The organism is Seleniivibrio woodruffii, assembly GCF_029267515.1.
GTDB classification, from domain to species: Bacteria; Chrysiogenota; Deferribacteres; order Deferribacterales; family Geovibrionaceae; genus Seleniivibrio; species Seleniivibrio woodruffii_A.
Map to the genome: position 1 here is coordinate 110,486 of NZ_JAJUIS010000006.1, position 21,231 is coordinate 131,716.

Here is a 21,231-nt window from a genome sequence, read left to right on the forward strand (position 1 = left end):
GATGTCTGTGCTTGATAAGATACTGGAAAATAAACGGAAAGAGATGAAGCATTTTACCGTGCCGTTCTTCCCGCGGAAAAAGAAACTGCTGGATTTCAAGGCAAGTCTCTCTGTTAAACCGTTCATCTGCGAGGTGAAAAAGGCTTCCCCCACGCTTGGGGATATCAACGTGGGCGCAGATCCAGTTGAAACGGCGAAACGCTACGAGACGATGGGCGCAGGCGCTGTGAGCGTGTTGACCGACAAAGAGTTTTTCAAAGGAAGTTTCGAATATCTGCGGGATGTGGCGAACAATATCAATCTGCCTGTGCTATGCAAAGATTTTATCATAGACGAGAAACAGATATATGCCGCGTACATATTCGGTGCGGATGCGGTTCTGCTGATGGCTTCGGCTCTGCCGAAAGATGATTATGAAAAGCTGTATCTGTATGCGAAGTCCAAAGGGCTGGCCGTGCTGACTGAGATTCACGGGGAAGAGGAATACGATATAGTTTCCGGCGCAAATCCTGATATAGTGGGTGTGAATGCCCGCAACCTTAAAACGCTGGAGATAGACATGGACAAGGCGGCGGGGATAATCTCGCGGCTGGATGCAAAACATTTCAGGGTAGCTGAAAGCGGTATGAAATGCGGTGCGGATGTCCGGAAGATGCGTTCGGCGGGAGCAGACGCATTTCTCGTGGGGTCGGGGCTTATGTCCTCGCCGGATCCGCAGGCGGTGTTCGCAGACCTTTCGTCGGGGCTGAAAGCGTGATAAAGATATGCGGAATAAAAGATATTGAAACAGCCGAAAAATGTATTGAGCTTGGTGCGGATATAATAGGTTTCGTTGCGCACAGGTCGAGCAAACGATACATTGAGCCGGAAGGGGCTAACATTATAGCCGCCGCTGTGCGGGGCAGGGTAAAGACCTGCGCCGTGGGTTTTACTCTGGCTGAGTGCGATGGATATAATACGGACTTTGTTCAGGCGAATGATGCCGACAACGGGGCAAACCATATACTCAGCGGGCACGAAAGACCGTCTGGCGAGTTCAGTTATTTTCTGTTCGACAAGAGCAGCGGAAGGGGAGAAACCTGCGAGTATCCCGCCTGGGTTTCTGATTACCGCGGTAAGCTGATTCTGGCGGGCGGGCTTACACCTGAAAACGTCGGGGACGTAATACGCCGTTACAGACCTTTGGGCATTGACGTTTCCAGCGGTGTTGAGACAGACGGCGTTAAGGATATCAATAAGATAGCAGAATTTATAAAAAATGCTAAAGAGGCATATAATGGATAAAAAAATGTTTTTCGGGGAGTACGGCGGGCAGTTTGTACCTGAAACCCTGATTCCAGCTCTGGACGAGTTGGAATACTGGTACAATAAACTCAAAAAGGACGACAAATTCAAAGCGGAACTGGACACTCTGCTTCGCTCATACGCTGGCAGACCCACGCCAGTTTACAAGGCGGAGAACCTTTCGAAAGAGTGCGGATGCGAGATATACCTTAAACGAGAAGACCTTATGCACACAGGCGCTCACAAGGTCAACAATACGCTCGGTCAGGCGCTCGTAACAAAATATATGGGCAAAAACAGGGTCATAGCGGAAACCGGAGCCGGACAGCACGGAGTTGCCACCGCCACTGCGGCGGCACTTTTTGGCATGGAATGTACGGTGTTTATGGGCGAAGTGGACGCGCGAAGACAGGAACCGAACGTGAAGCGGATGCAGCTTCTGGGTGCTGAAGTGGTTCGTGTTCAGGACGGTCAGCGTACTCTGAAGGATGCCACAAACGCCGCACTGCGCGAGTGGGTAGCGAGTGTTGAGAATACACACTATATCATAGGCAGTATCGTCGGTCCCTATCCGTTTCCTGAAATGGTTGCATATTTTCAGTCAGTAATCGGTATCGAAGCAAACGAGCAGTGCAAAGAGCTTGGGTTCGACCCCGACTGCGTTGTCGCATGTGTAGGCGGCGGAAGCAACGCCATAGGTATTTTTCAGGGATTTCTCGATAACCCGAATGTTGAGATTTTCGGTGTTGAGGCGGGGGGCGTATCCGACAAAGACGGCGAGCACGCCAGAACAATCGGTATGGGCAAACCGGGAATACTCCACGGCGCATTCTCATATCTGGTGCAGACTCCGCAGTTTCAGGTTGCGGACGTGCACTCCATCTCAGCTGGTCTTGATTATCCCGGCATAGGTCCCGCACACGCCGCGCTGAACGACAGCGGAAGGGTCACATACGGCTACGTCCGTGACGATGAAGCGCTTAACGCATTCAAAATGCTCACACGCAAAGAGGGCATAATTCCTGCGCTGGAATCAAGCCACGCGCTTGCGTATGTGATTGAAAATAAAGACAGATTCAAAGGGAGAAAGGTCCTTGTTAACCTCTCCGGCAGAGGCGACAAGGACATGGCGGCTATTCTTGAAAGGGGGCTTGTATGAGAGGTTTTTATATCGTTGGCGGATACCCCGACAGAGAGCAGTTCAAAAAATGCCTGAACGCCGTTGCCTCTGCAGGGTTCGAGTTCGTGGAGGTAGGAATACCGTTCAGCGAACCTGTGGCGGACGGTCCCGTTATAGCGTCTGCCATCCATGAAGCAGTGATGAACGGAGTTGATATTGAAGCCATAATGGCTGACGTTCGTGAGATGAAACAGAAATATCCCTCCATAAAAGCTACCGTAATGACCTATGCAAACATTATCCACGGCTACGGTGAGAAAAAATTCTCAGATGATTTCGGCGATATCCTGAGCGGGGTCATAATTCCGGACCTGCCCTCAAGGATGCACTACTGGATGATGGAAAAAGGGCTTTCAATACCTGTGATACCGTTTGTCACTCCGGTTTCAAGGAATGAAGATATCGAAGCCGTAAAGGATACCAAGGCGCCTTTTGTATATTATATCAGTATCATGGGTGTCACCGGTTCTGACAAAAAAGGTGCGCAGAACGATAGAAGCGAAACGGCAAAGAAACTGACAGGGAAACCAGTTGTCACCGGTTTCGGCATACGCACGAAAGAGGACGCGGACAGAGCGCTGAACACTACCGGAGGCTTTGTTATAGGAACGGAGGTCGTAAAGCGTCAGAAGGATTTCGATAGCTTCTGCAAATATATCCAACAGTTTCGTTAATCGGCATAATCATATTTGTTCAAAATTGAACAATCATATGATACGCCTGTGTAAATAAAAGGTTAAAGAGACCTTTGATTATTAATTTTCGGAGGTCTCTTTTATGTATTCAATTTCAAGAAGAAATTTTCTCCGCACAACAGCCGTTGTCGGCACCGGTCTTTCACTCGGTCTCACTACAGGATGTTCAGAAGATTCCGACACGCAGACCACTGCAAAATTCGCAGTTCTTTCCGATCCACACGTTTACGACACCTCTCTGGGGACTACAGGGGAGGCTTTCGAGGACTATCTTTCCAGTGACAGAAAGATGCTTGCCGAAAGCACGGAGATAATGGAGGCGATGGTCGATGAACTTCTTAACGTCAAAGACCTTGATTTCGTTATAATCCCCGGCGACCTTACGAAGGACGGCGAAAAGATAAGCCATGAAAAGATGGCATCACTTCTGGCAAAGCTCAACGATAAAGGGATAAAGACCTACGTCGTGCCGGGTAACCACGATATCAACAACCCCCATGCCGTCTCTTTCAGCGGCAGCACAACCACAAAGGTTCCGTCAGTGACCCCCGAAGAGTTTGCGGAGATACACAATAAAAGCGGTTTTGCCAAGGCTATTTACAAAGATAAGAACTCGCTCAGCTATGTTGCCGAACCGGCTGACAACGTGTGGCTTTTCGCTATAGACTCCTGCAAGTATGACAACAACGACACTTATCCTGAAACATCAGGAGAAATATCCGCTGAAACCCTTAGCTGGGTACTGGACAAACTCGCCATTGCAAAAGCAAAGGGAAAACTTGTTATGGGTATGATGCACCACGGCATAATTGCTCACTTTGCGGCACAACCCATGCTTTTTGCTGAATACGTTCTGGATGAATACTCTACTGTTGGGGCTGCTCTGGCTAATGCAGGCATGAATATAGTTTTCACAGGTCACTTTCACGCCCAGGATGTTGTTAAATATACGTTTTCAAGCGGGGTTCTGTACGATGTGGAGACAGGTTCCGGCGTCACCGCTCCCAGCCCTTACAGGATAATAGATCTTGATATCCCCACGAAGACTTTCAATATAGCTAGTTATGAGATACACTCGATACCTTCTAAAACTGATTTCGATACTTATAAGAAAGAGTTCACCGAGCAGGGGATGCTTGAGCTTTATACGACACTGGGACCCCAGTACGGTCTGCCCGTTGAATATGCGGCTGTCGGTGCTGAGATACACGTTGCACACTATAAGGGAGACGAGACTTTCGCATCTCTTTCCACCCAGTCGCAGACTGTGGTTCAGGCTATGGTATCAAGTACGGATGCCGCAACACAGCAGCTTGGCGGTGCGATGTATGATTTTGCGCAGGACAGCACTCCCACAGACAACAACCTTACAATCACTCTTTGATATACAAGCCTCTTAATAAAAAAAGGTCATCCGTGGATGACCTTTTTTTGTTATTCCAGCTCGATCTTTTTAATGTCCGGATCCAGAGAATTGATGATTATATCCAGTGTGTTCAGGATATTCTGGAGATCCGGTGGGGTCAGCTTATTCTTGTCAAAAAAACAATCGTCTTCCATTTGTTTCATGAGCTGACCGGTGTAACTAATACCTTCTTCTGTCGCTTCCAGATAAATAGTTCTTCTGTCTGCGTCTTTTTTAACGCGTTTTACGAAGCCTTTGCTCTCCAGCCTATCAACGATACCGGTGAGAGCGCTGTTGTTGAGATTAACTGATTTTGTCAGCTCTGTCAGATTCATAGAGCTTTTGCTGGTAATCTCGTATAGGCACAGCATCTGAGGAAGCGTAACATGATACTCTTTGTCGAGGTGCTTGGAATATTTGTCCAGAAAGCGTGAAAGTTTCCTTATCTGGACGATGGTTTGCATGCAGGTATTCTTGCTCATATTACCCACCATAAATAATGCAGAATCATAGACGAAAACAAATTATAAATCAATGGTCAGTATTTAAAATAATGAGAATAAGATATAAAAACGGATAAAAAAGGCTTCAAAAAGAAATCACTTGCAGTCAGGGCATTTACCATAAACCGTTATTTTGCATCCGGCGATCTCTCTTCCTGTGAGAGATGCTATTTTGTCTCTGAGTTCGTCGGTTTCAACGTGCAGATCTTCAATCTTCCCGCATTTTTCGCAGATATGGTGAATGTGTGGTTGCAGCTTCAGCTCATAGAGTGTTTTTTTGCCTTCGACACCGAGTTCGGAAACAATTCCGGCTTCCATGAGGGCATGGATATTTTTATATACTGTTGCAAGCGAAAGCGAGACTATCTTTTTTTTCAGGCGCGCATAGAGATTGTCTATGTCTATGTGACCTGCGTCGAGTATCTCTCCGCAGATAAGAAGTCTTTGAGCAGTCGCCCTTAAACCGTTGTTTCTGAGTATATCTTCGACATTATACATTTTTTCCATAGATTAATAATATATAATGAGACCAAAATTGTCAACTATGTCATTGAAAAATTATTTGGTAATTCGTTTTTCACGCCAGAATCGTATTGCTCCCGGATGCGGCGGCACCATCATTTTTTCCATATCCGGATCCATGTGAATTTCCACAGCAGCGGGGTGCTGTGTGCTCATATAGCGTATTGAAGAAGGGTTGTAGATGATATCCATCATTCTGCTTACGTCTTTTTCGGATGTATAAACGTTTGTCAGAAGTACAGCGTCCGCCTCAATAGTGTCTATGCTGTAACTGTTGCCGTAGGTTCCTTTGGGTATTTTTACCGCTCTGTAGTTAGGGCTGACAGCGAGAACTGTCTGCATATCTTTTTGCAGGCTGAGCAGTGCTGCCTTATTATCTGTTAGCATTTCTGATACAGAGTTGTTGGGGATTCCGGCGAAAATCCACACGGCATCCACCATTCCTGATTTAAAAGCACTCTCTGCTTTGCGGTAACCGATGTAATAACGGGAGATGTTCTGCCATACCCCCATGTGCGAAAGTATCTTTTCCGCGCTGGACGCGGCTCCTGTTCCGGCTTCACCCACGGCAACTTTTTTCCCGCGGAGGTCTTTTATGCTTTTAATGCCTGAGTCTTTCTTGATGAGTATGTGTATCTTTCCGGTATAGAGCACGCCTGCACCGAAAATTTTATCGTATTTGGTTGAATCGCCCTTTAAAAGTCCCTTTCTTGCAAGGTCTATATCCGATGCGTATGCGATTGCGAAATTAGCCTGATTGTTTTGAAGAAGCCGTATATTATCAACAGAACCTTTTGTGGGAAAGGCTGTGATTTTCATTCCATATTTTTCGGCAAGTTTCGATATACCGTTGGCAAAATACATAAAAGTACCGCCGGATGGTCCGCCGCCGAAACCGAATTCTTTTGACACTGCCTGAGATGGCAGGCAGAAATAGAACAACGACAGAAGAAAAACGCATAATAAATAATGTTTTTTCATAAATTTAGGCTATCATCAAATTGTCGAAAAGACAATTTGAAAATGTTCACTTAGAAATAAAATCAGAAAAGTTAACGGTTAGACGCGATTCAGCAGTGAAGCCGTTAACGGTGGTCGATTTGCAATGGAGCATTATGCGGGTGTGTTCCGTGCCGCCGTATAGGGTGTCTCCGAGGATGGGGAATCCTATGTGGGAAAGATAGGCTCGCAACTGGTGTCTTGTGGCTTTTTCCATATCAGCCTGCACAAGCGTCAGACCGTTTGAATATATTATGGGAATGAAAATTGTCCTGTTGCCTCCGTGCTCATCACTGACTCTGACCTTTCGGCGTTTGTCAGCGTCTATTATATTGTCAATCGTGATGCTTTCACTCATTTCACCGCATACTACAGCAAGATAAGTCTTGCTTTGCAATATAACTTTTAAGTCTTTGTGCACGGCTGTTATCACACCGTCGGTCATATAGTCCAGACGGGAGATAAGGGTCAGGTCTGCATCGTAATTTTCTGCAATATCCTGAATGGTCGGTTCGTCATCCAATCTGTGACGTTCTGAGTGCATAAAAGCGGGTTTATCGAAAAACACAATGCCGCCGAAATCCGCCAAAAGATACGGTTTCGGGTCAATTTTTAGTTTTTCAGGCAGTTTAAGCAGAAAATTTTCCTCAGGGGTGTCCGTGTCTTTGCGGACGACGGCACCATTGAGAGTTACAAGACCCTCGTGGATATAGTCTTTGGCGCTTCTGACTGAAATTCCGTATTTTACCGACAGTTTTTTTGAAATTTTCATATAAATTTAATCTCACAGGCTTTAACTTTTTTCAAGATATGATATAAGGTTTTCTATGTACGAATACAGATTTAAAAAATTATCGGATGAATCCGTTACAACACTGGAAGATATGGGTATATATCCCATAGAGGAAGACTTCAAAGGACAGGACATCTGCTTTGTGGTCTACTACGGCGAAGGGCTTGAAAACATCATTAAAGACGAGTGGTATCAGAAGGTTGAGATTGACGAAACCGGATGGGATACCAAGTGGAAAGAGTTTATTAAGCCCGGAAACCTCACAGACAGTCTTAGATATATTTTCGACACGGACGCGGAACCGGACAGCGAAACTATCATTATCAATCCGGCGATGGCGTTCGGCACCGGTACTCACCCCACGACACGCTGTGCGGCGAGACTGCTTGAGGATGTTGTGAGCGGAAAAACCGTTGCGGATGCTGGCTGCGGAAGCGGTATACTTGCAATCGCAGCATCTAAAAAAGGCGCGAAAGCCGTTTATGCTTTCGATATCGACCCCGACGCACTCGGCAATACACTTGAGAATATAGAGCTGAACAGAGCAGACAACGTTCAGGCATGGACAGGCGGAATAGAAAGCCTCGGCGTTAAGACCGATGTTGTTGTTGCTAACATAATCACCAGCGTTCTGAAAATGATACATCCCGCCGTTCTCGAAATTAAGCCCGAATACATCGTCTATTCCGGTATACTGGCGGAAGAGTACGAAGAGTTCATGAAAGAAATAGATTTAACAGAATACGAAACAGTCCGGACCGCCAACGAGGCGGAATGGTGCGGGGTTCAGCTTAGATGCCGTACACAGCGGTAATCGGCGATATACACGGCTGCATACGCACTCTCGACAGGCTTATCGACCGCATTGAGGCGCGATATTCGGATGTGAATTATATTTCGTTGGGCGACATTGTGGACAGAGGCGAATACAGCCTTGAGGTTACGCTCATGTTCATGGAGCTGCAAAGGCAGGGACGTTTTCGTATGCTCATGGGCAACCATGAGGATATGATGCTGGATTATGCAGGTTTCTCCGCCATCTATGCCCCTAACGCATGGTTCGGCACAGGCGGCAAGCTGACAATCTCTTCTTTCAGCAAAAGGGCGCTGGACACGAAACTTACCCTCGGAACCATAAAAAATATCGATTTTATGCCTTATCTTGAGCCTTACAGAGATTTTTTCCTTGGCGCTGAGATGTATTTCGGCTACGACTATCCGCGTAACAACTTCATGTTTTCCCATGCCGGGCTGGGACCGTCGAACGGAAAAGCGGGCAGGGTTACAGAGTACAGCAACCGGAAAGATTACCTTTACATCTGGTCGCGGGACACCGACAAAAGCACACAGAAGCATTTCGGATATACGATGGTTCACGGGCACACCCCCGTTAAAAAGATAGACCCTCAGCATAACCCCAGAATGCCTTATGTGAACAGGAACAAGTCAGGGGAACTGGTCTCAGTTAATCTTGATACAGGCTGCGTGTACGGTTATGCACTCAGCGCTATGGTCATTGACGATGCGGGGGATTTTGAGTTTGTCAGCGAGAGGTGCATGGATTGAAACGGATATTTTACGAAGGGCGCATTAACGGCACATTCACCCTTGATGGGGACGTTTTCCATTACCTGAAAAACGTCGTTCGTGCGAAAGAGGGCGATGCGCTGGGTGTTCTCACGCCTTCGCAGTATGCGAAGTGTACCATCGCGGAGATGGGCAAACGTTCTGCGTCCGTGCGTGCGGATATGGTGAGGGATGCGAAGCGCCACGATTACAGGCTAAAAGTTTACCAGTGCCTTCTGAAACGGGAATATATGGATTTTGCCCTTGAGAAATACAGCGAACTTGGAGCGACTGAGATTATTCCGGTGGTGAGCAGCAGAAGCCTTAACGAGCTGAAAGACAAGACCCGTGAAAGGTTCACCGATATAGCTGTAAAGGCGGTTTTACAGTCGGAGAATGAGCAGCTTCCGATCATCGGCGACAGTGTTGATATCTCTGATATAACTCCTGACGGAACAGAGAACGTCGTTTTTTACGAGCGGGCGGAGACTGTCGGTATGCCTGCGGTTTCAAAAGATATGTGCATTGTAATAGGACCGGAGGGCGGGTTCACCGCCGAAGAGGTGGCTATGCTTGCATTGAAGGGATTTAATGTTGTGAAGCCCATTGAGCAGATTCTGAAAGCGGAGACGGCATCCGTGGTGTTTACCGGATACGTCCGCATGATGCAGGATAATATATGACTTTCACTGCTGACGATGAAAAATTTATGCGGCTTGCCATAGAGCAGGCGAGGCTGGCAGAGGCTGAAGGGGAAGTGCCTATCGGCGCGGTTGTCGTATGCAGCGGTGAGGTGATAGGGCGCGGATACAACCGCAAAAATTCCGGTAAATCAGCGCTGAAACACGCGGAAATAGTAGCTATTGAGGACGCATCGAAAGTCATAGGCGATTGGCGTCTGGACGAGTGTTCACTGTACGTCACCCTTGAACCGTGTCTCATGTGTGCGGGAGCCATTATCCATGCCCGTGTGCGCAACGTATTTTTCGGGACGACAGAGCCTAAGTTCGGCGGTGTTGTTTCATTGGCGCACACTTTTGACATAGAGAAGCTGAACCACAAAGTAAACTATGCCGGCGGACTTTTTGCCGAAGAGATATCCGCCATGATGAAAGCCTTTTTCAGAAATATCAGGAACGGGGTGTAACGTCCCTGACAATAGCTGTGAATCCGGCGTTTCTGCCGCCTTCTTCTATAATCTGTATGGAAAATTCAATTATCAGCTTTTCACCGTTCTTTTTGATAGCAGGGACCTTCAGCATTTTGCCGTGGTAGGATGTTTCTCCGGTGTCGAGCACCCTTTCCCATCCTTTCCAGTGTCTTTCCCTGTGTTTTTCGGGAATGATGATATTCAGACTGCCACCCAGCGCTTCGAAATGAGAGAATCCGAAAATACGCCCGCAGCCGTCGTTCCAGTAACGTATTATACCGTTTTCATCAACATACATTATGCCGTCGTCCGCCTTTTCTGCCATTTGTCTGAGAAAATCAGTCATATATCACCTCACATCAATACGATAGTGAGATGCGGTGTAAATTGCAAATTAAGTTTGTTAAGAGAATACTTTACATGAAAAACTGGGGGTCGCGGTCAAACTTGATGCGAAGGGTGGACTTCATGTTCTCCTTTAAGGATTTTGAGGCGATGTTAATGAGTCTGGACATTTCCGTATTTGTCTTTGTTTTTATAACCATTCCATAGCGGTAGCGGTTGGATATTTTGTATACAGGAGCCTGTGCGGGATAAAATATCTCCGCGTCATTTGCGGCACTTTTAAGGATGCCGTAAACGTGCATTGCCGCTTCCTTAACCGTTTCTTCTTTTGCATGTGAAAGGGTTACGCGGCACATCTTTGCGAAAGGGGGATAGCTGAATAGTTTCCGGCGTATAAGTTCCTGTTCGTAAAATCCTGAATCTGAGCAGTTAAGGTGAGTGAACACTTCTGTTTCCGGCGCATAGGTCTGGATTATCACCTTACCCTTTTTTGCCGCGCGTCCGGCACGACCTGCAACCTGAACAAGAAGCTGGTATGCACGCTCCTTAGCCCTGAAGTCCGGCAGACCGAACATGTTGTCTATGTTTATGACACCGGCAAGTGTGACGTTGCCGAAATCAAGCCCTTTTGCCACAAGCTGCGTGCCCGCCATAATGGAGTATACACCCGTTTCAAAATCTTTCAGCATCTTCGAGAGCTGTTTATATGTGGCGGCGTTCTCTGTGTCCAGCCGCAGTATTTTTTTGTCGAACAGATTTTCCAGAGCTTCCGCAACCTTTTCCGTACCAGCTCCATATTCTTTTATGTCGTCACTTCCGCATTTGGAGCATTTCGGTCTGCGTACCTCCTGCGAACAGTAGTTGCACTTGCAAAGCCCCTTGGATTTATAATATGTCAATGCCACGGAGCAGTTTGAGCACATGAGCATTTCGCCGCACGACTGGCAGTAGAGCGTATGTGAATAGCCTTTGCGGTTTATGAGAAGTATCGCCTGCTCGCCCCTTTCAACAGTTTTGTATAGCTCGCTGTAAAGCCTTTCGGAAAGGATTCCGGCGATGGGTTCCACCTTTTTCATGTCGACAATTTCAATGTCGGGCATCTCGGCTTCAGGTCTGCATGGGATGGTATGAAGTTTATATCTGCCGCTTGCGGCGTTCTGCCAGCTTTCGACGGAAGGTGTTGCACTGGAGAGAATTATCGGTATATCAAGTATCTTGGCATAAAGCACAGCCATATCCCGCAGCTGATATGGAGGCATCTCCTCCTGCTTATAGCTGGATTCATGCTCTTCGTCCACTATGATAAGCCCTATATCGTCCGAGGGAAGGAAGAGTGCGCTTCTTGCGCCCAGAAGCATTTGCAGTTCGCCTTTTGCGAACGCCCAGAAAGTGTCCGTGCGTTTTTTAGGAGTCTTTTTGCTGTGATAAGACATAACGTCGAAGCCGATACGCCTTGAGAGCCGCTCCTCCATCTGTGGGGTGAGGGATATTTCAGGCACCAGATACATCACTTTTTTACCCTGCGCAATCACCTCTTTGGCAAGCTCTATGAATATCTCTGTCTTGCCGCTGCCGGTTACGCCGTGGACTAGATGAACTGAAAAGCCTTTGTCCAACTCCGGCAGGATTGATTCATATACGGGTATCTGGTGCTGATTAAGGGTGATGTCTTTGCGGTCGTAAGTTTTGATTTCGGGATTAACCTGAGGGGATTCCAGAACCGCACCGGATATGATTCCGCCAAGCACCGCGCCCGGTTCAGTGCAGTAATACTCTCCTATCATACGCAGAAACCGGAGATATTTTTCACCGAAAAGGGGGGAATCATCAGGGATAGACGTTATGTTTCTGTAGTTTATATCGGGCAGTGGTGTGATGTTCTCACCTGTGACAATCCCGTAAAGCTCTCTTTTTCCCAGCGGGACCTTAACCCTTTGTCCAGCCGGAATTTCAGCTTCACTGGTATAGGTGTATATGCCCCCCGTCGGAACGGGGAGCAGAACATCATAATATTTCATACTCCGAGAACTCTTCTTTTCAGCTCCCTTTTAAGAACTTTGCCTGTGGCTGTCATGGGCATATCGTGGCACTCCTGCACCTGTTTTGGTATTTTGAAATGTGCAAGAAACTGGCGCAGATACGCTTTTATCTCTTTTTCGTTTATGTTCATGCCTGCTTTCGGTTTTATGTATGCAACAGGTATCTCGCCGCTGTTTCTGTCGGGTAGACCGATTACGGCAGCCGCGTCCACACTGGGGTGTTTGTGCAGATGTTCTTCTATTTCGCGGGGATACACGTTTATTCCTTTGACGATTATAAGGTCTTTCTTACGGTCAACTATATAGATGAAACCGTCCTCGTCTATCTTTGCAAGGTCTCCTGTGAAAAGCCAGCCGTTGCGGAGGGTCATATCAGTGAGACCGGGCATGTTCCAATATCCTTTCATAACGTTGGGACCTTTGACGATAAGCTCGCCGACCTCTCCTGCGGGCAGTTCCAGTTCGTTTTCGTTAACTACCTTCACCTCAACTCCGTCCAGAGCGGGACCAACGGACATGGGTTTCTGATAATCCAGCTTGTTCACGCTGACCACCGGTGATGCCTCGGAAAGTCCGTAGCCCTCTATGATGGGGTGCCTGAATTTTTCTCTGAATCTGACCAGAGTATCTTCGGGCAGTGGGGCGCCTCCGCTCACATGGAGCTTTACAGGGTAGAAGAATTTTATGAACCAGCCGGGCATCTTCGCTCTGAGAAGCGCAGTGTATACCTGCGGAACTCCGAGGAAGAAAGTCGGGCGCTGGAACAGCAGTATGTTGCGGAACGATTTCTTTTTAAGGTCGTTCACGCTGCCGAGAATTATTATGGATGAACCCACATATGTGGGGAGAAGTACGCATGTCATGAGTGCATATGAGTGAAAAGAAGGAAGAAAAAGAAGAAAAACGTCGTTGTATGTAACGTGGAAACGCATGAGGCAGGCATAGGCATTCGCCGTCATATTCGCATGGGTGAGCATCGCTCCCTTCGGGTGTCCCGTTGTGCCTGACGAGTATACGAAGACCGCGAGATCTTCATGTGAGATGCTTATTCCACGTTTGGAGTCGGTCATTTTTGTAATGAGCTTAAAGATATTTTCCGACATAAACTTTGTGTCTTCGTATGCCATAACTGTTTTAAGTGTGGGGCACTTTTCTGTTATGCCGTCGGCAACTTCGGCAAAGTCTGCAGAGGTTATGAAAAGTTTCGCTTCGGAATCGTTTATGATGTATGCCACTTCTTCGCGGATGAAAAAGGTGTTTATGGGTATGCAGATGCAGCCCGCTTTCAATATTCCGAAAAAGCTGATGAAAAACTCAGGGCTGTTTTCAAGCATGAGACAGATTCTGTCGCCCTTGTTAAACCCCCTCGTGGTGAGGAGGTTTGCAAATTTCTGTGCCTTTGAATTTATTTCCCTGTAGCTGAATTTCTCTTTGCCGTAAATAAGATATTTCTTTCCGCCCCGTTCGGCGGCTTGTGTTTCAAGGGTTTCGTGTACCAGATTAATAGGCATTCAGTCCTCCGGGTCTGACGCCGAATTTGATAAGCCTTTCGAAAAGCTCGGAAACGGGCAGCCCCACAACATTATCGTAACAGCCGTCAATCTTTTCAACCATGAGGCATCCCTTGCCCTGAACAGCGTATGAACCCGCTTTGTCCAGCGGCTCTTCTGTTGCGATGTACCATTTGATAAAGCTGTCGCTGTAATTTTTGAAATAAACGTCGGTGGTGCGGTGAAATCTTTCACAGACTCCCGCACGCTTGTTTATGATGGCAACTCCGGTTGTCACCTGATGTTTTTTGCCTCTGAGAAAACGCAGAGCGTCGTATATGTCCTCTTCGCTTTTGGGCTTGCCGAAGATGCGTCCTTCGCAGGAAACTATTGTGTCCGCGGCAATGATGAACGCTTCATCGTATATGTTTGCCACATCGTATCCCTTCATGGCTGCGTTTTTAATAGTGAGGTCACCCGCAGGTATTTCGGGGTTCATATCCTCTTTCGCTGTGGATGTAACATATTGGAAGTTGATGCCGAGTCTTGTCATAAGTTCCCTGCGTCTGGGGGAACCGCTTGCGAGTATTACTTTCTGAAACATGAGATGCACCTTTCGTCCTCTCTTATATTGTTTATTATGACCCGCGTGATGTATCCGGTGAGCACACCTGTCAGCACGGAGAAAAAGCAAAAATAGGGTAATAGGTTATAAATCGCATCGGCCTTGATGTAAAGATTTTTTACCACGAAGAACTGTGTACATATATGCGCAACCGCTCCCAGAGCGCCTATGGAGAGTGGTGTTGTGAACCTGCGCATAAGAAAAAATGAAAGCCCCATAACCACTGTCGCCGCCAGTGTTGAGGGCAGGGCGATGGACATTTTTACGATGAGGTTCCCTGTCAGAAGCGGCACAAGGATGGCTTTTGTAACAGCCACATACATCGCCGCAGGAAAGTCTATCAGATAGAGACAGAGCATTATTCCGACGTTTGAAAGCCCGATGCGCACACCAGGCACAGGAAGTGCGATAAACGATTCCAAAACGCCAAGTGCGACTGTAAGAGCCGCAAAAAGCCCCGTCATGGCAAGTCTGTTGTGATTATTGGGAGATGGCGTCATAGTCCTGTTCTTTGCACTCCATCACAATGGCGAGGTGTTTTGGAACGCAAACGGCAGTGTCGCCGCAGTTTTTCACCCAACCCTGTTTGATACATATCCTGTTTGGGCAGTCCGATTCCAGAAACCGTGCGCCCTCTGTGGTAACCTGAATAACGACGTGTCCGTTGTCAAGGATTATGTCCCTGTCTTCCAGTTTGACTTCTGTTTTCGTATCTTTGTCGATAAGGTAAAGGCGCTTTTCTCCCGATGAGACGTTAAGCATGAAAAAGACCGACGCTGCGGTCAGCGCTGCGATTATGAGTATATCGAATTTACTTTTTCTCAAATTTTTCCCATCCGCAGAGTTTCATAATGCTGCCGTTCACAGTGTAAAGGAGCACAGGTGTTTTCAGCTTTTTGCATTTCGCCCGCACCTCTGCCGGATTTATTAGGAAAAATGCTGTGGACAGCCCGTCCGCTTCTTCCGCTGTGGATGCAATAACGCTTACGCTATGATAATATTCAGGGTTTTGTCCTGTGGTTGCGTCGAATATGTGAAAAATGGTTCTTCCGTCCTGCGCTTTGAAAAACCTTTCATAGTCGCCGCTGGTGGCAACCGCCATGTTCTCAAGGTTTACAATGGATATATAGTCCCTGTTGTTTTTCGGATCCTGAATGGCGATGCGCCAGTCCCTGTCGGGACGTTTGCCAAGTGCATAAAGGTCGCCGCCGGCGTTAACCATGGCTGTTTTTACACCTGAAGCCTTGATTTCGGCTATAGCCTCGTCAACGATCCACCCTTTCGCATATGCGCCAAGGTCGAGGCTGACGTTTGTTCCGCGGCTGATGTTGTCAAGTGCAGTGTCTATCTCGCTCTGATCCGGTACTCTGTATGCGCCTTCAGGAAACCCGTACAGCTTTGACACAGTTGCCGAGTATATGCTGAATCTGCCGTCGGTGATAAGCTCGTATGCCTTGCCGCGGCTTATCAGCTCGCTTATGGCGAGTCTTGGTTTGTATCTTGGGTTTTTGTTGAATTTCTCAGTGTCTTCTTTAACAGCCGCTTCAAGGGAAGTGATTCTGCTGCGGGTATTTACGATAATATCCGAGTTTTTTTCCGGAACCGTAACTGAAACGAAAGTGCCCATGGCGTAAAACTGCTCGGTTTTATAGGATTCCTTGCATCCGTACAGCGTGACTATCAGAAAACAGCATAAAATCCTTGCGAACAGTTTGGGCATGTGTTTTTTTCCGTGAGACAACGGGTTTTGAAGCCGCTGCGCTCGATGAGTACCTGCCCGCATTCGGGACATAGAGTATTCGTGAATCCGCATCCGGCTCTGTTGCCTATATATATGTGGTTAAGATAATTTTTAGCCTTTTTTGCGAAATCGGTCAATGTATTGTTTGGCGTTGGCGGAAAGTCGTATTTATACTGCGGAAAATAGCCTGATATGTGGAGAGGGATATCGGGACTCATGTCCGCTATAAATCTGCACATTCTTTCAAAATCCTGCTCGTTTCCGTTTTTTTCAGGGATCAGAAGGTTTGTAAGCTCGATGTGTACTCCGGCTCTGAAAAGCGTTTCTATGGTGTGTTTAACGGTGTTCAGCAGCCCGCCGTGCTCTTTATAATATTCCTCTGTGAAACCTTTCAGGTCTATGTTCGCCGCGTCAAGATATGGTATTATTTCTTTCAGCGGTTCCGGGTTTATCATTCCGTTCGATACAATGACGTTTTTTAAACCGGACTCCCGAAATTCTTTCGCGCAGTCCATGACAAATTCGAAATTGGTAAGCGGTTCGTTGTAGGTGTAGGCGATGCCGATGCTGAACGCTTTTCTCGCAGTGTGGAGCAGTTCCATCGGGGATGTGTCCTGTGTGGGTGTTTCCTGCGTGCTTATCTGCCAGTTCTGACAGAAGAGGCACGACATGTTGCATCCGTTAAACCCTATTGAAAGGATGTTCGAACCGGGATGAAAATGATAAAGAGGTTTCTTTTCGATTGGGTCAACAGCCATTGAGGATATCTTGCCGTATCCTGTAGCTTGGAGAACGCCGCCGATATTTTTTCTGATCAGGCATTTGCCGTGTCCGCCATTAAAAATCAGACAGGCATGTGGACAGAGGACGCATCTGACACACTGATTATCTCCAGCACGCCAATATTTTGCGTCCATGATTATTTTTCTCTTGCGACCATATAGTCAGCAAGGAAATCAAGTGCGTCGCGATAGGGCGATTCGGGGAAAAGTTTCAGGTTTTCCTTCGCAGCCTCTATATATTCGTCAACCACCGCCTCGGAACGTTTTTTCACGTCGTAGTGTTTCATAAGCCCAAGGATGTAGTTCAGGTTCTCATCAGTCGCCTTTTCATCCACGATTATTTCGCGGATGCGCTTTTGTTCCGCTTCTGTTGCTGATTCCAGAAGTTTGAGAACCGGCAGGGTTATCTTGCCTTCGTTGAGGTCTGTACCGGGTTTTTTTCCTGTTTTTTCAGGGTCGCCAAGATAGTCGAGGATATCGTCAGCCATCTGGAAGGCAATGCCCAGCTTCGTTCCATAGTCTTTCATGGCAGCCTGCTTTTCATCCGTCTGTTTGCCGAGAATGGCTCCGGTTTCGCAACATGCGGAGAAGAGAACTGCTGTTTTTGAATTTATTATCTTGAGATAGTCTTCAAATTTGATTTTTACGTCGGCAGTTTTGACAAGCTGAAAAACCTCGCCTTCGCTCATTGTTCTTGCAGCAACTGCAAGGAGCATCTGGATTCGGCTGTCTCCGTCTTTAACAAGGTTCATGAACGCCCGCGAATAAAGAAAGTCACCGCAGAGAACCGCTATGTCGTTTCCGAAGATGCGGTTTACGCTTTCTTTTCCCCGACGGTATTTCGCACCGTCGATAACGTCGTCATGGAGAAGTGTTGCAGTGTGGATGTATTCAACGACTCCCGAAAGCGTTGCGGTTCTTTGTCCCTTGTATCCGCACATCATTGCGGACAGGATCAGAAATACCGGACGAAGTCTTTTGCCCCCGCTTTCAAAGACATAAGCGGCAACTTCGTTCACCATCTTAACGTCTGAGTCAAGATTGGCTATCAGTTCCTTTTCAACAGCGTCCCTTTCATTTGCCACAAGAGCCAGTACATCATTAATATTCATCCGAAGAATCCCCGTAAAATATGAGTTGTCGATTTTAAAAATCAGAGTATATTGTTAGCCACACGCAAACACTTATAACAATATACGATAATCAGAAGCATGTAAATAAAAAGGTAATAAATTGAATAGAAGACAGACGGAAGATTTACAGATTATCTACTATAAACTCCTCGACGGACTGTCGCTTAAATCAGGCGGAAAAGTCTGCGAATCATCTTTCAATAACTACATAACGGCGAAATACCTTCTCGATAAAAACATTTACGACACTGTGTATGCCTTGACATACGATATGTCCGGTGTGCCGGAGAATATTATTCCGCTCAAGGTTGATATGTCTGTTGCTCAGACAATGCGCCGTATGAGGGCGGACACTCATATATCACTGGGTGGAACGTTTATGTTCCAGCCTATACACGACGTTGTTTATGCACTCCACGGATCCCTGAATGTCGGGGGGAGGCTTGTGCTTTCAACCTACCCTAAAGTGTATGATTCGCAGGGCAGGGACGTTCTCGCCATGCTTTCAGACGCCGCGCAGATGCCGGTTCGTGATAAACTTACAAGATGGGCTTTAACGGTGAGCAATTCCGTGCATAACCTGTTCATGAACATAAAGACTGAAGAGCTGATATGCGATGCCTCTGTCAGCGAGGTACAGTCCCTTTTCGGCAGCGAAACGTTCAACCGCTACCTTTTCAAAAATGAGACCGAACACGAGATGTTCTTCGAACCTTTGAGCGAGGAACAGAAATATTATATGTCATGGACCATCATAAGGGGGCTTAGAATATGAATATTCCTTTTCAGACAGACAGAGCGCCGTCCGCAATCGGACCCTACAGCCAGGCGATAATTTCCGGAAACATGCTTTTCGTTTCGGGGCAGATACCGCTTGATCCTGAAACAATGAAGGTTGTTGAAGGCGGAATCAAAGAACAGGCGAAAAGAGCTATAGAAAGCCTTATTTCAGTTGTCGAAGACGCTGAATTCGGCAAAAAAAGCATAGCTAAGGTCACTGTTTTTATAAAGAATATGGACGATTTTGCTGCTATAAACGAAATATACGCTGATTTCATGGGAGACCACAGACCTGCGAGAGCTGTTGTTGAGGTGGCGCGGCTTCCAAAGGATGTTCTCATCGAGGTGGAGTGCATCTGCGTAAGATAAAGACACTGATAAGGCTCTCCTGACGGAGGGCTTTTTTTATCACAGGGATATACAATGACCTATTCAGGTATTTTTGCGGTTCTGCTGCCGTATATGGCGTTCGCTTTTCTTGGGGGTGCGGCAAACCGCATAGGACTTACCCGCGGAAAGCCGGAAAAGATAATCCTTAAAATTTATATCAACTTTCTGGTTCCGGTGCTGATAGTCAACTATGTTGTCGGCAACGAAGTGCTGAACGATATAGGAAACGTTATTTCCGCGCCTCTGCTTGGTTTTTACGGCATCGTTATCGGTTATATTGTTTCAATGCTGACTGCAAAGTATTTCGGTGTTGAGGGCAGGGACTCGAAAGCGTCGTTCGCTTTTACCGTCGGCATCTACAATTACGGATTCATTTCCATTCCTCTTACGGAGTTTTTGCTGGGCAAAAGCGCAGTGGGGCTTCTGCTGGTGCATAACATCGGCATAGATACGGCTTATTGGTCTGTCGGGATAGGGATGCTAACCGGATTTTCCATAAAGAATATGAAGGCTCTGCTGAAAAACCCGCCACTGATAGCTATATTTGCTTCATTAGCAGTGAATTTTATATTCGGAGCATCCGTTATGCCTGCGTGGTTGAAAACGGCAATACATCCCATTGTTGTTTCGGCAATACCTATCGGTATATTTGTCAGCGGCGCGACACTGGCTGAGACGGCTTCGGCGCTTGTTAAAAAGGGCGGTTGGAAGGTCTCCCTTGGTGCTGTTCTTCTTCGGATGTTCATCATTCCTGCACTTATGGTGTCAACAGTCATGATTCTTCCGGTTTCCCAAGAGCTTAAAATGATAACTGCAGTTCAGGCATCTATGCCGGCGGGAATGCTTAGTATCGTTATTGTAAAATATTTCGGCGGCGACGTTGAGACTGCTGCTCAGACGATATTCACCACGACGCTTGTAAGTGTCGTGACGATCCCTCTCTGGATAGCGTTCTTTATGAAGCTGCTGGCTTAGAAATAGCTTCTGCCGCCTCTGTAGGATCTCACGAAATAGTCGAGGTCCAGATTTTCTACACGGACATGTTTTCCGCGGCTTGGTGCGTGTACGAACTTACCGTTGCCAATGTATATGCCCACGTGTGAAACCCTGCCGAGCCTTCTTGTGTCGAAGAAAACAAGGTCGCCGGGCTGTAATTCGTCTTTGCTGACATAGCTTCCCTCTTCAAACTGCTCGTGGGAAACTCTGGGAAGGTCTAGTCCGTTCAATCTGTAAACAGCCATTGTGAGACCGCTGCAGTCAAATCCTGCGTCTGATACGCCGCCCCACTCGTAGGGCACCCCGATGTATCGCATAGCAGTTTCAACTATGGCTTTTCGCAAACCGGACACGTCACCAAGATATTCAGGCTTTGCCGCCTCGTATTCGTCGGGAGCCACAACATAGAACACGTCAATATAACCGCTCCTTTGCAGACGTTTTGCTGTTGCGACCGCTTCTGTGCGTCCAGCAAAGTTGCCGAAACGAACCTTATAAAGTCCGTCTTTATCAAGGAAGTGGTATGAATCCAGACCGTTGGCATCCAGCTTTGCTTCAAGCCGCTTTGCGTTGTTAACATCTCCGAAAGCGCCTGCCTGAATCGTGTACTGCATTGCCTTGAGTCTTCTGTTCATCTGATTTAAGTTGATTGTTTCCGGTGTATCTGTGAAGCTGGGGGCAGCTATTGAACATGCGTACATGAGAAATATAGTTAATATAAAGGTTATTCTTATTTTTATCATACACTTACCGTTTTTTAGTCAATTTAGCAATAAAAAACACCGTCCAGTAAAGACTTGAAAGTGTTTATCA

At 47.0% G+C, this 21,231-nt stretch carries 26 protein-coding genes; 12 read left to right on the top strand and 14 right to left on the bottom strand.

What is annotated here, in order from left to right; translation table 11 throughout:
• The first annotated feature begins 1 nt into the window (after position 1).
• The 5 genes from Q7P67_RS08175 (at position 2) to Q7P67_RS08195 (ending at position 4,543) form a co-directional block, all read left to right on the top strand.
• On the top strand, positions 2-757 hold the full coding sequence (locus tag Q7P67_RS08175; protein ID WP_303851475.1) for an indole-3-glycerol-phosphate synthase: 756 nt from the start codon (positions 2-4) through the stop codon (positions 755-757).
• Positions 754-1,284, top strand: a complete 531-nt coding sequence (locus Q7P67_RS08180; protein ID WP_303851476.1) for a hypothetical protein — start codon at positions 754-756, stop codon at positions 1,282-1,284. The genes Q7P67_RS08175 and Q7P67_RS08180 overlap by 4 nt, the downstream gene beginning before the upstream one ends.
• Positions 1,277-2,443, top strand: coding sequence for a tryptophan synthase subunit beta (trpB, locus tag Q7P67_RS08185; protein WP_303851477.1), 1,167 nt, complete (start codon positions 1,277-1,279; stop codon positions 2,441-2,443). The genes Q7P67_RS08180 and trpB overlap by 8 nt, the downstream gene beginning before the upstream one ends.
• Positions 2,440-3,138 (top strand): tryptophan synthase subunit alpha, encoded by a 699-nt coding sequence (gene trpA / locus Q7P67_RS08190; protein ID WP_303851478.1) that lies wholly within the window; start codon positions 2,440-2,442, stop codon positions 3,136-3,138. Before trpB ends, trpA begins: the two co-directional genes overlap by 4 nt.
• A gap of 103 nt (positions 3,139-3,241) precedes the next feature.
• Positions 3,242-4,543: a metallophosphoesterase gene (locus tag Q7P67_RS08195; RefSeq protein WP_303851479.1), complete on the top strand. Its 1,302-nt coding sequence runs from the start codon at positions 3,242-3,244 to the stop codon at positions 4,541-4,543.
• A 50-nt stretch (positions 4,544-4,593) separates the two neighbouring features.
• On the opposite strand, the gene Q7P67_RS08200 is transcribed toward Q7P67_RS08195, so the two are convergent.
• The 4 genes from Q7P67_RS08200 to Q7P67_RS08215 form a co-directional block, all read right to left on the bottom strand.
• Entirely contained in the window at positions 4,594-5,046 is a 453-nt protein-coding gene (locus tag Q7P67_RS08200; protein WP_303851480.1) for a MarR family winged helix-turn-helix transcriptional regulator, read from the bottom strand.
• 117 nt (positions 5,047-5,163) lie between these two features.
• Positions 5,164-5,574 carry a Fur family transcriptional regulator gene (locus Q7P67_RS08205; RefSeq protein WP_303851481.1) on the bottom strand — a complete coding sequence of 137 codons (411 nt, stop codon included), beginning with the start codon at positions 5,572-5,574 and terminating at the stop codon, positions 5,164-5,166.
• 51 nt (positions 5,575-5,625) lie between these two features.
• Positions 5,626-6,570 carry a TAXI family TRAP transporter solute-binding subunit gene (locus Q7P67_RS08210; RefSeq protein ID WP_303851482.1) on the bottom strand — a complete coding sequence of 315 codons (945 nt, stop codon included), beginning with the start codon at positions 6,568-6,570 and terminating at the stop codon, positions 5,626-5,628.
• Between the two features lie 46 nt (positions 6,571-6,616).
• The gene (locus Q7P67_RS08215; protein ID WP_303851483.1) at positions 6,617-7,360 is read right to left on the bottom strand and encodes an RNA pseudouridine synthase; all 744 of its coding nucleotides are present in this window, start codon (positions 7,358-7,360) and stop codon (positions 6,617-6,619) included.
• A gap of 55 nt (positions 7,361-7,415) precedes the next feature.
• On the opposite strand from Q7P67_RS08215, the gene Q7P67_RS08220 reads away from it, so the two are divergent.
• The 4 genes from Q7P67_RS08220 to Q7P67_RS08235 are packed head-to-tail and all read left to right on the top strand — an operon-like array spanning position 7,416 to position 10,094.
• Positions 7,416-8,195 carry a 50S ribosomal protein L11 methyltransferase gene (locus Q7P67_RS08220; RefSeq protein ID WP_303851484.1) on the top strand — a complete coding sequence of 260 codons (780 nt, stop codon included), beginning with the start codon at positions 7,416-7,418 and terminating at the stop codon, positions 8,193-8,195.
• On the top strand, positions 8,177-8,947 hold the full coding sequence (locus tag Q7P67_RS08225) for a metallophosphoesterase family protein (protein ID WP_303851485.1): 771 nt from the start codon (positions 8,177-8,179) through the stop codon (positions 8,945-8,947). Before Q7P67_RS08220 ends, Q7P67_RS08225 begins: the two co-directional genes overlap by 19 nt.
• Positions 8,944-9,630 (top strand): 16S rRNA (uracil(1498)-N(3))-methyltransferase, encoded by a 687-nt coding sequence (locus Q7P67_RS08230; RefSeq protein ID WP_303851486.1) that lies wholly within the window; start codon positions 8,944-8,946, stop codon positions 9,628-9,630. The genes Q7P67_RS08225 and Q7P67_RS08230 overlap by 4 nt, the downstream gene beginning before the upstream one ends.
• Positions 9,627-10,094 (top strand): nucleoside deaminase, encoded by a 468-nt coding sequence (locus Q7P67_RS08235; protein ID WP_303851487.1) that lies wholly within the window; start codon positions 9,627-9,629, stop codon positions 10,092-10,094. The genes Q7P67_RS08230 and Q7P67_RS08235 overlap by 4 nt, the downstream gene beginning before the upstream one ends.
• Here the strand turns inward: Q7P67_RS08235 and Q7P67_RS08240 are convergent.
• The 9 genes from Q7P67_RS08240 to Q7P67_RS08280 form a co-directional block, all read right to left on the bottom strand.
• Positions 10,078-10,443: a PAS domain S-box protein gene (locus tag Q7P67_RS08240; protein ID WP_303851488.1), complete on the bottom strand. Its 366-nt coding sequence runs from the start codon at positions 10,441-10,443 to the stop codon at positions 10,078-10,080. The two genes, Q7P67_RS08235 and Q7P67_RS08240, sit on opposite strands and share 17 nt — an antisense overlap.
• A gap of 70 nt (positions 10,444-10,513) precedes the next feature.
• Positions 10,514-12,460 carry a primosomal protein N' gene (priA, locus tag Q7P67_RS08245; protein WP_303851489.1) on the bottom strand — a complete coding sequence of 649 codons (1,947 nt, stop codon included), beginning with the start codon at positions 12,458-12,460 and terminating at the stop codon, positions 10,514-10,516.
• Positions 12,457-13,992 carry a long-chain-fatty-acid--CoA ligase gene (locus Q7P67_RS08250; RefSeq protein WP_303851490.1) on the bottom strand — a complete coding sequence of 512 codons (1,536 nt, stop codon included), beginning with the start codon at positions 13,990-13,992 and terminating at the stop codon, positions 12,457-12,459. The genes priA and Q7P67_RS08250 overlap by 4 nt, the downstream gene beginning before the upstream one ends.
• Positions 13,982-14,575: a nucleoside triphosphate pyrophosphatase gene (locus tag Q7P67_RS08255; RefSeq protein WP_303851491.1), complete on the bottom strand. Its 594-nt coding sequence runs from the start codon at positions 14,573-14,575 to the stop codon at positions 13,982-13,984. The genes Q7P67_RS08250 and Q7P67_RS08255 overlap by 11 nt, the downstream gene beginning before the upstream one ends.
• Complete coding sequence (locus Q7P67_RS08260) at positions 14,560-15,096, bottom strand: Gx transporter family protein (RefSeq protein ID WP_303851492.1); 537 nt, start codon at positions 15,094-15,096, stop codon at positions 14,560-14,562. The genes Q7P67_RS08255 and Q7P67_RS08260 overlap by 16 nt, the downstream gene beginning before the upstream one ends.
• Positions 15,077-15,421, bottom strand: a complete 345-nt coding sequence (locus tag Q7P67_RS08265; protein ID WP_303851493.1) for a NusG domain II-containing protein — start codon at positions 15,419-15,421, stop codon at positions 15,077-15,079. Before Q7P67_RS08265 ends, Q7P67_RS08260 begins: the two co-directional genes overlap by 20 nt.
• Positions 15,408-16,316 (bottom strand): FAD:protein FMN transferase, encoded by a 909-nt coding sequence (locus tag Q7P67_RS08270; RefSeq protein ID WP_303851494.1) that lies wholly within the window; start codon positions 16,314-16,316, stop codon positions 15,408-15,410. The genes Q7P67_RS08265 and Q7P67_RS08270 overlap by 14 nt, the downstream gene beginning before the upstream one ends.
• Positions 16,277-17,254, bottom strand: coding sequence for an AmmeMemoRadiSam system radical SAM enzyme (amrS, locus tag Q7P67_RS08275; protein ID WP_303851495.1), 978 nt, complete (start codon positions 17,252-17,254; stop codon positions 16,277-16,279). Before amrS ends, Q7P67_RS08270 begins: the two co-directional genes overlap by 40 nt.
• A gap of 2 nt (positions 17,255-17,256) precedes the next feature.
• Positions 17,257-18,231, bottom strand: coding sequence for a polyprenyl synthetase family protein (locus tag Q7P67_RS08280; RefSeq protein WP_303851496.1), 975 nt, complete (start codon positions 18,229-18,231; stop codon positions 17,257-17,259).
• 121 nt (positions 18,232-18,352) lie between these two features.
• On the opposite strand from Q7P67_RS08280, the gene Q7P67_RS08285 reads away from it, so the two are divergent.
• Genes Q7P67_RS08285 through Q7P67_RS08295 form a run of 3 tightly spaced genes read left to right on the top strand, consistent with a single transcriptional unit; the run spans position 18,353 to position 20,397 of the window.
• A complete protein-coding gene (locus Q7P67_RS08285; RefSeq protein WP_303851497.1) occupies positions 18,353-19,027 on the top strand; it encodes a hypothetical protein in 675 nt (224 codons plus the stop codon).
• On the top strand, positions 19,024-19,401 hold the full coding sequence (locus Q7P67_RS08290) for a RidA family protein (RefSeq protein WP_303851498.1): 378 nt from the start codon (positions 19,024-19,026) through the stop codon (positions 19,399-19,401). The genes Q7P67_RS08285 and Q7P67_RS08290 overlap by 4 nt, the downstream gene beginning before the upstream one ends.
• A 54-nt stretch (positions 19,402-19,455) precedes the next feature.
• Positions 19,456-20,397, top strand: a complete 942-nt coding sequence (locus tag Q7P67_RS08295; RefSeq protein ID WP_303851499.1) for an AEC family transporter — start codon at positions 19,456-19,458, stop codon at positions 20,395-20,397.
• Here the strand turns inward: Q7P67_RS08295 and Q7P67_RS08300 are convergent.
• Positions 20,394-21,161: an NlpC/P60 family protein gene (locus Q7P67_RS08300; protein WP_303851500.1), complete on the bottom strand. Its 768-nt coding sequence runs from the start codon at positions 21,159-21,161 to the stop codon at positions 20,394-20,396. The two genes, Q7P67_RS08295 and Q7P67_RS08300, sit on opposite strands and share 4 nt — an antisense overlap.
• Positions 21,162-21,231 lie beyond the last annotated feature (70 nt).